13 protein-coding genes are annotated in these 14972 nt (G+C 70.8%); 2 read left to right on the forward strand and 11 right to left on the reverse strand.

The window, feature by feature from the left end:
- Positions 1-12: 12 nt before the first annotated feature.
- The 3 genes from nadD to IO36_RS46770 form a co-directional block, all read right to left on the reverse strand.
- The gene (gene nadD, locus IO36_RS10555; RefSeq protein ID WP_037618762.1) at positions 13-744 is read right to left on the reverse strand and encodes a nicotinate-nucleotide adenylyltransferase; all 732 of its coding nucleotides are present in this window, start codon (positions 742-744) and stop codon (positions 13-15) included.
- A gap of 68 nt (positions 745-812) precedes the next feature.
- Positions 813-974 (reverse strand): hypothetical protein, encoded by a 162-nt coding sequence (locus tag IO36_RS47365; RefSeq protein WP_037618764.1) that lies wholly within the window; start codon positions 972-974, stop codon positions 813-815.
- Positions 975-1116: 142 nt separating this feature from the next.
- On the reverse strand, positions 1117-1308 hold the full coding sequence (locus IO36_RS46770; protein WP_158997288.1) for a hypothetical protein: 192 nt from the start codon (positions 1306-1308) through the stop codon (positions 1117-1119).
- Between the two features lie 70 nt (positions 1309-1378).
- Here IO36_RS46770 and IO36_RS10570 point away from each other — a divergent pair, with 70 nt between their 5' ends.
- A complete protein-coding gene (locus tag IO36_RS10570) occupies positions 1379-2521 on the forward strand; it encodes a M48 family metallopeptidase (RefSeq protein WP_037618768.1) in 1143 nt (380 codons plus the stop codon).
- A gap of 33 nt (positions 2522-2554) precedes the next feature.
- Here the strand turns inward: IO36_RS10570 and IO36_RS10575 are convergent, their stop codons facing one another.
- The 5 genes from IO36_RS10575 to proB form a co-directional block, all read right to left on the reverse strand.
- The gene (locus tag IO36_RS10575; RefSeq protein WP_037618769.1) at positions 2555-3622 is read right to left on the reverse strand and encodes an SCO2583 family membrane protein; all 1068 of its coding nucleotides are present in this window, start codon (positions 3620-3622) and stop codon (positions 2555-2557) included.
- 123 nt (positions 3623-3745) lie between these two features.
- A complete protein-coding gene (locus IO36_RS10580; protein ID WP_037618771.1) occupies positions 3746-4351 on the reverse strand; it encodes an SCO2584 family spore wall biosynthesis protein in 606 nt (201 codons plus the stop codon).
- A 268-nt stretch (positions 4352-4619) separates the two neighbouring features.
- Positions 4620-5906, reverse strand: a complete 1287-nt coding sequence (locus IO36_RS10585; protein ID WP_037618772.1) for a glutamate-5-semialdehyde dehydrogenase — start codon at positions 5904-5906, stop codon at positions 4620-4622.
- Between the two features lie 61 nt (positions 5907-5967).
- Entirely contained in the window at positions 5968-6435 is a 468-nt protein-coding gene (locus IO36_RS10590) for a hypothetical protein (RefSeq protein WP_037618773.1), read from the reverse strand.
- Between the two features lie 259 nt (positions 6436-6694).
- Positions 6695-7801, reverse strand: coding sequence for a glutamate 5-kinase (proB, locus tag IO36_RS10595; RefSeq protein ID WP_037618774.1), 1107 nt, complete (start codon positions 7799-7801; stop codon positions 6695-6697).
- A gap of 256 nt (positions 7802-8057) precedes the next feature.
- Between proB and IO36_RS10600 the strand changes: the two genes are divergently transcribed.
- Entirely contained in the window at positions 8058-9458 is a 1401-nt protein-coding gene (locus IO36_RS10600; protein WP_037618775.1) for a polysaccharide pyruvyl transferase family protein, read from the forward strand.
- 136 nt (positions 9459-9594) lie between these two features.
- Here the strand turns inward: IO36_RS10600 and IO36_RS10605 are convergent, their stop codons facing one another.
- The 3 genes from IO36_RS10605 to IO36_RS10615 form a co-directional block, all read right to left on the reverse strand.
- Positions 9595-10731, reverse strand: coding sequence for a glycosyltransferase family 2 protein (locus tag IO36_RS10605; RefSeq protein WP_051900339.1), 1137 nt, complete (start codon positions 10729-10731; stop codon positions 9595-9597).
- 300 nt (positions 10732-11031) lie between these two features.
- The gene (locus IO36_RS10610) at positions 11032-13113 is read right to left on the reverse strand and encodes a hypothetical protein (RefSeq protein WP_037618777.1); all 2082 of its coding nucleotides are present in this window, start codon (positions 13111-13113) and stop codon (positions 11032-11034) included.
- 200 nt (positions 13114-13313) lie between these two features.
- Positions 13314-14813, reverse strand: a complete 1500-nt coding sequence (locus IO36_RS10615) for a bifunctional cytidylyltransferase/SDR family oxidoreductase (RefSeq protein ID WP_037618778.1) — start codon at positions 14811-14813, stop codon at positions 13314-13316.
- Between the last annotated feature and the right edge of the window lie 159 nt (positions 14814-14972).

Here is a 14972-nt window from a genome sequence, read left to right on the forward strand (position 1 = left end):
GCCCCTCTCGGCTCACTGGCCGCGGTACAGCTCACGCTTGTCGATGTAGCGCACCACACCGTCCGGCACCAGGTACCAGACGGGGTCGCCCTTGGCGACTCTCGCACGGCAGTCTGTGGACGAGATGGCGAGCGCGGGAACCTCGACCAGCGAGACACCGCCCTCCGGGAGCCCCGGGTCGGTCAGGGTGTGACCGGGCCGGGTGACCCCGATGAAATGCGCAAGGGAGAACAGCTCTTCCGTGTAGCGCCAGGTGAGGATCTGGCCGAGCGCGTCCGCGCCGGTGATGAAGAAGAGGTCCGCGTCGGGGTTGAGCGCGCGCAGGTCGCGCAGCGTGTCCGTCGTGTAGGTCGGGCCGCCGCGGTCGATGTCGATCCGGCTCACCGAGAACTGGGGGTTCTCGGCGGTCGCGATGACGGTCATCAGATAGCGGTCCTCGGCCGGGGTGACCGCCCGGTCGGTCTTCTGCCAGGGCTGCCCGGTCGGCACGAACACCACCTCGTCGAGGTGGAACTGCGCGGCGACCTCGCTGGCCGCGACCAGGTGTCCGTGGTGGATCGGGTCGAAGGTTCCGCCCATGACGCCGAGCCGGCGCTTGCCCGGGTTCGAGGGGCCGCCGCCGGGGCCGGTCGACGGGCGTCTGCGCGCACCGCCGGCCGCCGCGCCCGCGCCGCCCGTGGCGTCGCCGGCGGCGCTGGTGCCCGTGTCGTTCGCCGGACCGGTAGGCATGTCCTGCTCTCCCATGCGTGCAGACCCTACCGGCCCGGCCGAGGGGCTTCGGCCGAGAGGGGCCCCGAGCGGGCCCTCGGGGCTCAGCGGTCGCGGTTGAAGCGCGTGGTGATCCACAGCAGCAGGAGCAGGATGAACAGGGCCCCGCCGCCGGTCAGGTACGGGCTGAGGCTCTCGTGGTTGCCGCCGTTCTCGCCCTCGGCGACGACGGTGGCCAACTGTGCGGCAGTGTGCTGGAAGCTCATCTCGGCAGGACCTATCCAGTGTGTGCGGGATAAAGATGTCGGCCCATCGTATGCGGGCGCCCACGCAGCGAACACGGCGACTCCGCCGTTGGGGACACGGTCGCGGGGCCGCCCTGCCGGTCCTCCCGCTCGGTCGTACCGCTCAGTCGTCGCGCTTGTAGCCGCGCAGCAGGAACCAGGCGGTCAGGGCCACGCCGACGACCATGACGATCAGCACGACGCGGAGCAGATTGCCCGGGCCCTGCTTGTCCGCCGCCGCTGCGGCCTCCGTGAGCCATGCGGCCGCGGGGATGTGCTCCATGTCGTACGACTCCTTCTCTGTACTGCCCGTCAACGGTATCTCCGCCTAGGCTGGGCACTGCCTTGGGGGCACATAAGGCACTCAGACGCACATGGGGGAACACATGTCCGACGGCGACCACGAGCGGAACGGGCACGAGAAGGTGCCCAGCAGGCAGCGCAGGCGCTTCCCGGGGATCTCCTCGCGGGCCTACGAACACCCGGCGGACCGCTCGGCCCTGGTGGCGCTGCGCAAGCTCAGCGGCTTCGACACCGTCTTCAAGGCGCTGAGCGGTCTGCTGCCCGAGCGCAGCCTGCGGCTGCTCTTCCTGTCCGATTCGGTGCGCGTCTCGGACGCCCAGTTCGCGCACCTCAACGACATGCTGCGGGACGCCTGTTACATCCTGGACCTGGAGAAGGTCCCGCCGATGTACGTGAACCAGGACCCGCAGCCGAACGCGATGTGCATCGGTCTGGACGATCCGATCATCGTGGTGACGACCGGGCTCGTCGAGCTGCTCGACGAGGAGGAGATGCGGTCGGTCATCGGCCACGAGGTCGGTCACGCGCTGTCCGGTCACGCCGTCTACCGCACGATCCTGCTGTTCCTCACCAACCTCGCCGTCCGGGTCGCCTGGATCCCGCTGGGGAACCTCGCGATCATGGCGATCGTGACCGCGCTGCGCGAGTGGTTCCGCAAGTCGGAGCTGTCCGCCGACCGGGCCGGGCTGCTGGCCGGCCAGGATCTGCAGGCCTCGATGCGCGCCCTGATGAAGATCGCGGGCGGCAACCATCTGCACGAGATGAACGTGGACGCGTTCCTGGAGCAGGCCGAGGAGTACGAGGCGGCGGGCGACCTGCGGGACTCGGTGCTCAAGATCCTGAACGTGCTGCCGCGCACGCACCCCTTCACCGCGGTCCGCGCGGCGGAGCTGAAGAAGTGGGCCGAGTCCCGCGACCACCAGCGGATCATGGACGGCCACTACCCGCGGCGCGAGGCGGACAAGGACACCTCGGTGTCCGACTCCTTCCGCCAGTCGGCGGCCAGTTACGCCGGGGACGTGAAGAACTCCAAGGACCCGCTGATGAAGCTGGTCAGCGACATCGCGGGCGGCGCGGGGGACCTCGGGGGCCGGGTACGGCGCGGCTTCGGGGGCTTCACGGGCGGTGCGCCCAAGGACGGCGGCGCGGGCGCCGACTCCTCAGGTGCCGGCCGGGCGCCGCGCGAGGACCGCTCCGAGGACGAGGACGCCGACGGCCGCGACTGACCGCCCCGGTCCGGGCGGCCCGGCCGGTGCGTCCTACACCGCCGGCTGCGCGTTCCTGGCCAGCGTGCCGCACACGGCGGTGACGCTGCCGGTGGCGTACGGGTCGGTGCCGGCCGGGCCGCCCGGACCGGCCTTCTCGCCCGCGAGCAGCGGCCGCAGCCGGCTCGCCGAGTCGTCGGAGCACGCGAGCGGGCCGGCCTGGACGGCGGAGACGGCCAGTTCGGCCTGGTGCATGCGCAGGTCGTCGCGGTCGAAGCGGAAGGTCAGCTCGCGCCGGACGGTGAACAGGGAGGCCTTGGCCCCGGCGGCCGCACCGGCCGGCTTCAGGGCGTAGACGAAGGTGTGGTCGGAGAGGACCTCCAGGGTGTTCGCGTCGGTCTCGACGGCCTGGAGGGTGCCCTGCACCCGGATCCGGTTGTCGGCGAGCTGCGTCCGGGTGGCGTCGAAGCGGGTCAGCCAGCCGGTCGGGGCGTGCCGCCCGTCGGCGGCCGGGTGGTCGAAGCTCCGGTCGAACTGGTCCAGTTGCCGCGGGTCGAGCAGGATCCGCACGGGCCGGGTGGCGCCGCCGGTCAGGACGCTCGGATCGAGGGAGGACTCGACGAGGTAGGTCCTGGCGGTGGTCAGGGCCACGCCGACCTGGCTGTCGGAGAAGTGCGCGGTGCGCCGGACGGCGGGCAGGGTGATGCCGTCGGCGCCGGTGCGGAACCCGGCGGCGGGGCTGGCGGTGAACAGCCGTTCGGTGGCGGCGGAGCCGGGGACGGCGGACTGCGGGGCGAGCGGGATCACGGTCATGCGCAGCGGTTCGGCCGCTCGGGTGGCCTGGGTCGGGTACGGGTGGCGTACGCCCATGTAGATCGCGGTGCCGAAGGCCATGGCTATCAGCAGGACGAGGATCAGCGCCTGCCGGGACAGTCCGCGCTGCAGGGGCGGGCGGCGGCGTACGGCCGGGCTGTGGTCGGCCATGCGTTCCTGGGCGGAGAACTCCTGGAGCCGGGCAGCCCGGACGAACGACTCGTCGAAGACGACGGATCGGTACTCGTCCTCGCCACCACCAGGAGCACCCTCGGGCGCCCCCTCAGGTGGGTCTCCAGGCCCGCCCATACCTTCAGAGTAGGTCTCCGGGGGCTCCGGTAAACGCTGTGGTGCACGACAAGTTCTGACAGGTTCCCACCAGGACGGTCACGCTGGGTGACGACCCTCGGCGGGCCCGCGCGGCGACCGGTCTCAGGGGGTCCGCTGCGCCGCCGACGCCGTCGGCCGGGCGGGGACGGCGGAGACCGCCGGGCCCGGGCCGGTGAGCTTCTGCCGGCCCTGTTCGAGGCCGGAGGCGGCGGGTGAGGGGACCTGGTCCCGGCCGCCGGAGGACGCTCCGCGGTAGACCGCCGTGAAGGCGAGGGCGACCATGCCGATGCCCATGACGAGGGCGAGGAGCCAGGCGACGGGGCGGTGCCAGCGGGTCTGCTTGCCGTAGGGCCGGCCGTACAGGCCGGGGAAGCCGCGGCGGCCCTCCAGGACGTCGGCGTCGTCCGGGTCGTCCAGGTCGGGATCCTGGGCGAAGTCGCCGTGGCCGTAGCCGTCCTCGTAGCGCTCGTCGTCGCCGCGGGCGCCGCGGGCGTGCGCCCGGCGCGCTTCGGCCTCGGAGGCCTCCGCCCGGGCCTGGGCGGCCGCGAGCAGCCTTTCCACGGCGGTCGGTTCATGGAACACCGCCGCCTTGACGAAGTCCTCGTCGAAGACCACGGAGGCGAACTCTTCGTCCGCACCCCCGCGGTCGTGGTCGTCTTCGGGCTCCCAGCCGTCAGGGAACGGCGTGCCCCCCACGTCCTCCGGCACGGATCCAGAGTAGACCCGGGGGGTCAATTTGGGCAGACGGTACGGAAATTCGTCCGCGGGACGGACAGCGCCCCGGCGGATCACGGGCCGTGCGCCGGCCGCCGCGCGCCCCCGGCGCCTTGCCCCGCGCCCGGCCCACGGCCGTCCGCGCCCTCCGTCCGCGTCGGGCCGCGTTGGATCACAGCGGCCTCAGGCGCCCGCACGGGGCCCTCTCACGGCCGAGGGGCGCACGGAGGACCCGCGCGCCCCTCGGCATCGGCCCGACGGCTCAGCGGCGGATGTGGCCGTCGCCCGTGACGATGTACTTGGTGCTCGTCAACTCTGGAAGGCCCATGGGGCCGCGGGCGTGGAGCTTCTGCGTGGAGATGCCGATCTCGGCGCCGAAGCCGAACTGGCCGCCGTCGGTGAAGCGGGTCGAGGCGTTCACGGCGACGGTGGTGGAGTCGACCAGCTGGGTGAAGCGGCGGGCGGCCTGCTGCGAGGTGGTGACGATGGCCTCGGTGTGGCCGGAACTCCACAGCCGGATGTGCGACACGGCCTTGTCGAGCGAGTCCACGACGGCCGCCGCGATGTCGTAGGAGAGGTACTCGGTGTCCCAGTCCTCCGCCGTGGCCTCCACGACGGTGGCCTTGGAGTCCTTGGCGAAGGCGAGGACCCGCTCGTCGGCGTGGACGGTGACCCCGGCGTCCGCGAGGGCGTCCAGGGCGCGCGGCAGGAACGCGGCGGCGATGTCCTGGTGGACCAGGAGGGTCTCGGCGGCGTTGCAGACGCTGGGCCGCTGGGCCTTGGAGTTGACGAGGATGTCGACGGCCATGTCGAGGTCCGCCTGGGCGTCGACGTAGACGTGGCAATTGCCGGTGCCGGTCTCGATGACCGGGACGGTGGACTCCTGGACGACCGTGCGGATCAGGGAGGCGCCGCCGCGCGGGATGAGGACGTCGACCAGGCCGCGGGCGCGCATCAGCTCGCGCACCGAGTCCCGGCCTTCTCCGGGCACGAGCTGGACGGCGTCGGCGGGCAGCCCGGCGCCGCCCACGGCGTCGCGCAGGACCCGTACGAGGGCGGTGTTCGACTCGTAGGCGGAGGACGAGCCGCGCAGCAGGACCGCGTTGCCCGACTTCAGGCACAGGGCGGCCGCGTCGACGGTCACGTTCGGGCGGGCCTCGTAGATGATGCCGACGACACCGAGGGGGACGCGGACCTGGCGCAGGTCGATGCCGTTCGGGAGGGTCGAGCCGCGCACGACCTCGCCGACCGGGTCGGGCAGCGCCACGACGTCACGGACGTCGGAGGCGATCGCGCGGACCCGCTCGGGGGTGAGCGTGAGCCGGTCGACGATGCTCTCGCCGGTGCCGGCCTCGCGGGCCTTCTCGATGTCCTTGGCGTTGGCCGCGACGATCTCGCTCGTCCGTACTTCCAGGGCGTCCGCGATCGCGAGCAGCGCGTCGTCCTTCTCGGCGCGCGGCAGCGGCGCCAGGTCGGCGGCGGCGGACTTCGCGCGATAGGCGGCCTGGGCCACCGGGGACATGGAGTCGTACGGCGAGAGCGTGGTCATGGGGGAAGGGTAGTGCGCCGGGCGGGCGAAATCGGCGGTCGTCCCACTCGGCGAGACAGGCTCAAAAGGGATGAACGCCCACAGGTGTGGCGGGCAGCGGTCCGTAGCCCTCGGCGATCCGCTGGTGGTAGGTCTCCCGGTCGATGACCTCCAGGCCGACGATCTCCCAGGGCGGGAGCTGGGCGGTCTGGCGGTGCTCTCCCCACAGGCGCAGCGCCACGGCCGCGGCGTCGTGCAGGTCGCGGGCCTCTTCCCAGTAGCGGATCTCCGCGTGGTCGCCGGCGTACCGGCTGGTCAGCAGGAAGGGGTGGTCGTGGGCGAGCTGTTCGAGACCGCGGCGCACCTCGGTGAGCGGGGCCTCGCCGCCCGAGACGCTGAGCGTGACGTGCCACAGCCGGGGCTGGTCGGCGGGACGTTCACCTTCGTAGGTGTCGCCGGCCGCGACGCTGGTCAGGGCCCGCTCCTCACCCACTGCGCGGGAGGCGGGACCACCGCGGGACGCCGCCGCCCCAGGGCGTACTCGTCTCACGACGGCCTCCTTTACCCGATGGTCCACCGAATCCCTGACTCTCCCTGCCACAAAGTTGAGCAGGTGAGAAGCCGCCGTGTGGCGGTTTTACGGAACGTCCACCGCTGGGGGCGGGGGATTCGGCCGTTTACGGGTGTACCGGACAGCTTGCCCGGCGATGCCCCTGAGGAACCGGTTCCGGAACCGGGCCGGTGGGGCCGCCGTGACGTCCACCGGCCGGGACGCCCGTCTCACGGACGCCCGCACCGGCACGCGTGTTCTACGGGTTCAGCAGGACGAGGTCGTCGCGGTGGACGACCTCGCGTTCGTAGGCGGGGCCCAGCTCGCGCGCCAGCTCCCGGGTGGAGCGGCCGATCAGCTGGGGGATCTCCTTGGCGTCGAAGTTCACCAGTCCGCGGGCGACGGCCCGGCCCGCGCCGTCACGCAGTTCCACCGGGTCGCCGGCGCTGAACTCGCCCTCGACGCCCGCGATGCCCGCGGGCAGCAGCGAGGTGCGCCGCTCGACGACGGCGCGCACCGCCCCGTCGTCGAGGACGATGGCGCCCTGCGGGGTGGAGGCGTGCTGGAGCCACAGCAGCCGGTCGGCCGACCGCTTGCCGGTGGCATGGAAGAAGGTGCCGGTGTCCCGGCCCGCGAAGGCGTCGGCGGCGTGGACGGCGCTGGTGAGCACCACGGGGATGCCGGCCGCGGCGGCGATCCCGGCCGCCTCGATCTTGGTGACCATGCCGCCGGTGCCGACGCCCGCCTTGCCCGCGCTGCCGATCTCGACGTGGGCGAGGTCGGCGGGTTCCCGCACCTCGGCGATCCGCGAGGTGCCGGGCCTGGAGGGGTCGCCGTCGTAGACCCCGTCCACGTCGGAGAGGAGGATCAGCAGGTCGGCGTGGACGAGATGGGCGACGAGGGCGGCGAGGCGGTCGTTGTCGCCGAAGCGGATCTCGTCGGTGGCCACCGTGTCGTTCTCGTTGACGACCGGCAGGGCGCCCATCGCGAGGAGCTTGTCGAGGGTGCGCGAGGCGTTGCGGTGGTGCGCGCGCCGACTGGTGTCGTCGGAGGTGAGGAGCACCTGTCCGACGCGGATGCCGTAGCGGGCGAAGGAGGCGGTGTAGCGGGCCACCAGCAGGCCCTGGCCGACGCTGGCGGCCGCCTGCTGGCGGGCGAGGTCCTTGGGGCGGCGGCGCAGTCCGAGCGGCGCGAGACCCGCGGCGATGGCGCCGGAGGAGACGAGGACGATCTCCTTCTCTCCCCCGTCGCGCGCCTTGGCGAGGACGTCCACGAGGGCGTCCACCCGGTCCGCGTCCAGTCCGCCGGAGGCGGTGGTGAGCGACGAGGAGCCCACCTTGACGACGATCCTGTGGGCCTTGCCCACGGCATCCCTGCCGTCGTGCGTCTCGGTCTGCGTAGCCGCTGCCACCTGCGCTGTGTCCCCTCGCGTCGGTCCCGGTGCCCCGCCCCGCAATCTACGCGAAGAGGGAGCCTCCCGGCCCGCCGGTCCAGCAGGCGGACGGCGGCGCGTAGTTGCGTGATCACGAGGTGCTTACGAGAAAAAGGTTGTACGGGTTCCTCATGGGAATTAAAGGCAGTGCAAAGTTAAGTTGAACAATGTGTCACCTACCGTTCCCCCCGTGAAGCGCATATTGCTGAGATCGGGCAAGAGCCCCTACGACGCCGTTCCCGTGGAAGAAGCCCTCCACCAGGACGTCTTCGCCACCAACTCGGGCAACCTGATCTTCAGCGATGCCGCGCACAAGATCCTCGAGACACCGCGCACGGAGGTCGTCTCGAACGGCATCCGGACCGACGTGGCCGCCGCCGGCCGGATCAACGAGGAGTTCGACGCCTTCGTCGTCCCGTTGGCCAACGCGTTCCGGCCCTCGTTCGAGGCGCAGCTCAGACGACTCACGCGGCTCATACGCAAGTTGAAGATCCCGGTGATCGTCCCGGGCATCGGCGCCCAGACGGGGCTGAGTTACAACCCGGCCCGGCTGAAGCCGATCGAGCCCGCCGTGCGGGAGTTCGTCTCCGCGGTCCTCGACCGCAGCGCGTCCATCGGGGTGCGCGGCGAGTTCACCGAGAAGTACCTGCGGGACATGGGCTTCAGCGACGTGGAGGTCATCGGCTGCCCCTCGCTGTTCATGTACGGCGACCGTCTCGACGTGCGGAAGCGTGCCGACGCGCTCGGGCCCGAGTCCCGGATCGCGGTCAACGGCTCGCACAGCGCGATGCGGACGCAGGGGCTGGGCCCGGTCGTCCGCAACGCCCACGCACGCTATCCGCACCTGCGGTTCATCGGCCAGAACCTCAGCGACGCACGGCAGTTGCACTGGCGCGACCTGTCGGACCCGAACGGCGCGGTGACCGAGATGCCCACGCATCCGGACCACCCGATGTTCCGCGAGGACAAGGTCCGCGTCTACATCGACCCGGTCACCTGGATCGACGACCTGCGCGACTTCGACTTCTCCTTCGGCTCCCGCATCCACGGGAACATCGCCGCGCTGATCGCCGGCACACCCGCCACCGTGCTGTGCGGCGACTCCCGCACGCTGGAGCTGTGCCGCTACTTCGACATCCCGCACCGGCCGATCACCAAGCTGCCCGCGGACCTCAATCCGGCGCAGCTGTACGCGGACGCGGACTTCGGGCCGCTGGTCCGCGGGCACCGGGAGCGCTTCGAGCGTTTCACGGGGTTCCTGACCCGCAACGGCCTGGAGAACACCTTCACGCACGGCGACGGGGGCGCGGCCCACGAGGAGCGCATGCGCTCGCTGGCCTTCCCGCCCGGTGTCCGGCCCTGGAACGACGCCGACATCGCCTCACTCACCACGCGCTTCGGCTTCCTCCAGAGCCGTATCACCGAACTGTCCACGGAGAACGTGCAGTTGAAGCGGGAGCTGGTCCGGGGACCCAAGGCGCTGAAGCTCACCCCCGGGCCTGCGGGTACGTCGGGGCGCTCGGTCTACCGGATGGCGCGGCGCGCGGTGGGCCGCCCGCTGCGCAAGGCGCTCCAGTCGGGCCGCCAGTAGGAGGCGGACCCTTCCGGGCCCGGGGTGCCGTCCGGACCGGTCGTGTCCGGACGGCACCCGGCCGGCCCGTGCGGCCGGCTCCGGGAGCCCCGGGGCCGGGCGGACCGGAAGGGCCGGGCGGGCCCCGGGGGCGCGCTCAGCGGCGGGGGCCGATCACTCGCCGGGCCACCCGGCGCAGCCGCCGGAACGGCTTGGGGCGGGGCTTGAATCCCTCGATGGTGACCGTCTCGCGGGTCGTCGGGACGTAGCAGCTGTCCGGGACGCCCGCGGCCTGGTCGCGGAAGTGCGGGTAGGCGAGGTAGACCTTGCGGCCGCGGGACTCCAGCACTATCCCCGGGGCCTTCTTCGACTTGACGAACTCCACCACGTCCAGGAGGAGATCGCCCCGGCCGCGGGCCACCAGGTGCAGCCGCAGCCGCTCGTGGACCTTGAGCCGGCGGGCGAGGCCCTCGTGCCAGTAGGCGTCCATCAGCGGCTTGGCCAGTTCGAGCTTGTGCTTGCGCACCTTCTCGCTCTGCTTCAGCAGCCCGGGCCCGAACTGCGGGAGCAGCGTGATCAGGAACGGCCGGACCATCAGGGCGTCGCGGCGGGGGCCGGCGGGCACGTGCGCGGCGATGAGGTTCATCAGCGCGCGGGCCGAGTCGAAGCGCAGGCTGTAACCGCCGCTCTTGGTCACGTGCTTGCCGTCGTCGCGGCCGACCAGGTGGTAGCAGTCGTAGTCGGCTATCACCGAGACGCCGTCGGCGCGGAGGTAGGCCTCCATCGTGAACAGCGCGTCCTCGCCGGTCTTCAGCCCCTCGTCGAAGACCATTCCGTGCCGGGTGAGCAGCTCGCGACGGAACAGCTTCTGGGCGCTGAGCGTGAACTTGATGTTCGACGAGAAGACGTCGGTCCGGGTCAGGGTCTTGCCCCACATCGTCTTCGGAGCCGTCCTGTTGACCCCGACGACCTTGCCGAGCACGACGTCGGTGCCCTGTTCGTCGGCCATCGCGACCATGCGCTCCAGCGCCTCCGGGCCGAAGTAGTCGTCGGCGTCCAGGAAGAAGACGTAGCGCCCTCTCGCCTTGGCGAGGCCGACGTTCCTCGGGCCGCTGGGGCCACCGGAGTTGGCCTGCCGGATCACCGTCACGGACATCGCCGCCCGCTCGGCGAACTTCTCCAGATACTCCCCCGTGCCGTCCGTCGACCCGTCGTCGACGGCGATCACCTCGATGCGTTCCGGGCCGATGGTCTGGTCCTCGACGGATTCCAGGCACTTCACCAGGTACGGCATCGCTTCGTACGCCCCGATGACGATGGTCACGTCGGGTTGCGTCACGTTTCCCCCTCGTTCGGGAAGTGTCACAAGAACATTTCCCGCTTATCACCTCAATCGCTACCTAGAAGACGACTGGAAGTACGGGCAGGTTGCCCCGGACGACTCATTTCATGACCCAGGTCACAGGATCCGGCACTTGCCGCCTGCCCGTGAAGGCTCACAGAACGATGTAAGAGGAACGGCGGAAGACGTAAGAAACGGGCATGGCCCCGGGGAGAAATCCCCGGGGCCATGCCCGTGTGTGCGTGCGGAGGGTCAGCCGGTGACCGTGGCTCCGGCTTCGTCCGTCTCCCCGGTCACCCGCTGGGCGGGAACCGCGCTCGCGAGGTCCACGCCCGCGGCCTCGGCCGAGGCGAGGCTCTCCTGGCCGGCGTTGCGCCGCTCGGCCTCGCGCGCCAGGTTCCGCACCGCGGAGTTGAACTGGTCGATGGAGGCCGGCTCGTCCGGGCCGAGGAGGTAACGCTTGAGCTCCTGGCGGCCGGCCGCCAGCGCGTCCTTCGCCGGGTCGGCCACGGCGGTGAGCAGCTCACCGAGTTCGGCGGCCGAGTTGGACAGGATCACCGCGGAGCGCACCGCGGTGTTCTGGCGCTTGAACTCCTCGACGCCGAGCTCCGCGGAGTCCGTGACGGCGTACGGCTTGCCGCTCGCGATGAAGTCGGAGACGACACTGGAGATGTCGGAGACCATCGCGTCCGACACGTTGAAGCAGTCGTACAGGCGCGGCTCCGCGCCCGTGATGACCCGGTGCTCGGCGGTGCCGAAGGAGCGCCAGTACACGTCGTTCCACTCGGCGCGCAGCCGGGCGATCTCGGCGTGCCGGACCGCGTCGACCATGCCGTCACGGGTGGCCTCGGCCTCGTCGCCCTTCTCGCCGCCCGTGCCGGACAGCTCGGCGATCCTGGCCTCGATACGGGTCAGCTCGCCCTTGGCGGCCGTCTGGGCGGTCGCGTCGGGCGCGAAGCGGGGGTCGGCGGCGCGCTCGACGGCGGCCTTCTCGACCAGCGCGGTGATGCGCCGGTGCGCGGCCCCGGCCTCGGCACTGACGGTGCCCGTGAAGGGATGCGGCTTGTACAGGACACGGACCGGCGGGTCGGCCGCGACCAGCTTCTTCACGATGTTCTCGCCGGCGAGAACGATCGAGGTGTTGCCGGGGTTGCCGTCCCAGCCCTCCCAGGTGGGGGCGTACAGCACGGTGGGGACGCGGCCCTCGGGCACGCCCTGCCAGGTCTGGATCGGGGCCAGCTGCGGACGGCCGACCTCGACGATGTCGTCGTCGCGGACACCGACGTCGGCTATCGCGTAGCGGTCGCGGCCGGCGCGGCCCGCGGTCCACACCTCGTCGTACGCCTTGCTGAACGGGTTGACGCTGGCGAGCTTGTCGCTGTCGCCGTGGCCGATGAAGACGTGCTGGATGGTGGGCACGCGCAGCATGTGGATGTTCTTGCCGACGTTGGCCGCGTAGAGCGCGACCCGGACCGACGACAGGTCCATGTTCATCAGGTGCACCCCTCCGGGCACGCAGATGACCGGCACCGTGGTGGGCGCCATGCGCTCCAGGATCGCCCGCTCGCGCAGGATGATCAGCGGCCGGGTGTCCAGCTGCTCCATCGTCTCCAGCCACATGTTGACCTGGTAGGCGGAGTCCTTGGAGCCGGAGAAGTAGAGCACCGTCTCCGGGCGGTAGTCGGCCAGCCAGCCGTCGACGGCCGTGAGGACCTTCTCGGCGTTCGGCGGGATCCTGCGGCCGCGCACGTACGGGACGAGGACCGCGACGTAGCCGAAGGCGAGCAGCAGCGTCAGGCCGACGCCCGCGAAGCCGAAGAGCTTGTCACCGGTCTCCCCGGCGACCAGGAGGCCGACGACGGCCACCAGGTCGAGGTGCAGCATCTTCTCCGCGGAGCGGTGCAGCAGCCGGCGCGGCGGAGCGTCCGGGATGCGCACGCGCGAGCCGAGGTCGACGTTGCGGGTGGCGACGGGCATCTTGCGACGCATGCGTATCAGCGTGATCAGCGCGCCGTGCGGTGCCTGGAAGCCGTAGAAGGCCAGGAAGCACGCGATGGCCGCGTAGAAGACCATGCTGTCCGACAGGTCGAGCCGCGCCAGGAGCAGGACCAGCAGCAGCTGCCGGATCAGGAACCTGATGGACAGACCGGCCCGCACCTTGCTGAGGCGGTTGACCAGATAGCTGCCGCGCCGGTGCAGATAGTGGTCCGCCAGGTACGTCACGGCGGCCGCGGCCGCGAAGGCGCCGACGCTCGGCAGGAGCGCGGCGAGCATCAGGCAGGGGAAGCCCAGCATCATGAGGGCCGCCGCCGCCAGCTCGGCCGCGCTGCCCACCCGGGCAACGCGAATAGCGGTGGAAATCACGGAGAAACCTGCTCTTGAGGGGTGAGTGCCGGTTTGATACCAAAAGGTGCTTTTGATACCGAAAAGGGAACCAGAAGCGAAAAGTGAACTTTACGGACTCAGGCCCTTGTGAATGCGCGGCGAACGCGCGGACACAAAGGCCTGAATTCCGAAAGACTATTCGTTTTTGATTATGCCACGCCGTCCTGGCGGTCCAGAACGCTGGCCAGAGCCGCCTCGAAACCGGAGGCACGGCCCGCGCCCGCGGTCGGGTCCTGCTGGCGGACGTCGATCACGTGACCCGTGAGCTCGGAGAGCAGGACGTCCAGCGAGGTGTGCGCGACGGCCTCGGAGGAGAGCAGCGAGCCCGCGGGCTCCTGGCCGAACGCCTTGGTGCGCATGGGGGTCGCGGTGCGCTCGGGGTTGATGCAGTTGACGCGGATGCCGTCGCCCGCCCACTCGTCGGACAGCGCCTGGGTGAGGTTCACCATCGCGGCCTTGGTGGAGGAGTAGAGGCTGTACTCGGCACGGCCCCGGGTGTAGCTGCTGGAGGTGTAGAGCAGCAGCTGGCCCTTGCTCTCGGCCAGGTACTTGTACGAGGAGCGGGCGATCTGCACCGGCGCCAGGTAGTTGACCTTCAGCGCTTCCTCGATGGTCGCGTTGTCCGTCTCGGCCAGCTTGCCGATGCGCAGGACGCCCGCGGTGTTGATGACGTAGTCGATGCGCCCGGTCTCCGCGTACGCCGTGGAGAGCGCGTCGTCGACCTCCTCGGGGTTCTCGACGTGCGTGCCGGTGGTCGAGCGGCCGAGCGCGTAGGTCTTCGCGCCGTAGCCCTCGGCCAGCTCGGCTATGTCCTTGCCGATGCCGTACGAGCCGCCGAAGACGACGACGGTCTTGCCGGTGAGCAGCTCGCGGTAGGCGGCCTCGCCGGCCTGCTCGGGCGCGGCGGTGGAGGCGAGCTGGAAGAGCTTGTCGGCGATGAAGACGTCGACGGGCTGGGTGACCTTCATGTTGTACTCGTCGCCCGCCACGACGTGGATCGGCACGTCCGGCAGGTACTTGAGCACGACCGAGCAGTCGTCCGTGGCCTGGAAGTTGGGGTCACCGGCCGCGACCTGGTAGGCGCGGCGGATCGTGGACAGCTTGAACGCCTGGGGCGTCTGGCCGCGGCGCAGCCGGGAGCGGTCCGGGATCTCGGTGATGAACTCGCCGTCCTCGCCGTGGGTGCGGGTCACGATGATCGTGTCCGCGGACGGGATGGCGACGTCGACGGCCTGGTAGCGCTCCAGGGCCGTGACGCAGTCGTCTATGACGCGCTCGGACAGCAGCGGGCGCACGGCGTCGTGGAAGAGGACGTTGGCGTCCTCGCCCTCGGCCAGGCCCTCACCGAGAGCGGCGATGGCGCGCTCGGTGGTCTCGTTCCGGGTCGAGCCGCCCTCGATGACACGGGTCACCTTCGTGAAGCCCGCCTTCGCGACGATCTTCTCGACGTCCGGCACATAGCCCGGGGCCATGAGCACGATGATGTCGTCGATCGAGTCGGCCTGCTCGAAGGTGGTCAGCGTGTGCTCGATGACCGCCTTGCCGGCGATCTTCAGCAGTTGCTTCGGAATCGACAGACCCACGCGCTGACCGGTCCCGCCGGCCAGGATCACTGCGGTGGTACGGGGCTTGGCAATGTGCTCAGACACAGGTGACCTACCTTGGGGCGACAGGGAACCCGGGAATGGTCCCACCTACGGTTACCGCCGTGCAAGGTGAGCGCCGTCCGCTGCATTTGTGCGCGCAACCGGGCATTCACCTTGCACACAGGCGACTTCGGGGACACCGGACCGAATTGTCCGGATTTG

The sequence above is a fragment of the Streptomyces aureus genome (assembly GCF_000725495.1).
Taxonomy (GTDB): domain Bacteria; phylum Actinomycetota; class Actinomycetes; order Streptomycetales; family Streptomycetaceae; genus Streptomyces; species Streptomyces aureus_B.

Excerpts from the sequence above, each read along its gene's own strand:
- nadD (WP_037618762.1), bottom strand. The coding sequence starts at position 744 with ATGGGAGAGCAGGACATGCCTACCGGTCCGGCGAACGACACGGGCACC.
- IO36_RS47365 (WP_037618764.1), bottom strand. The coding sequence starts at position 974 with ATGAGCTTCCAGCACACTGCCGCACAGTTGGCCACCGTCGTCGCCGAG.
- IO36_RS10570 (WP_037618768.1), top strand. The coding sequence starts at position 1,379 with ATGTCCGACGGCGACCACGAGCGGAACGGGCACGAGAAGGTGCCCAGC.
- IO36_RS10575 (WP_037618769.1), bottom strand. The coding sequence starts at position 3,622 with ATGGGCGGGCCTGGAGACCCACCTGAGGGGGCGCCCGAGGGTGCTCCT.
- IO36_RS10585 (WP_037618772.1), bottom strand. The coding sequence starts at position 5,906 with ATGACCACGCTCTCGCCGTACGACTCCATGTCCCCGGTGGCCCAGGCC.
- IO36_RS10605 (WP_051900339.1), bottom strand. The coding sequence starts at position 10,731 with ATGCCGTACCTGGTGAAGTGCCTGGAATCCGTCGAGGACCAGACCATC.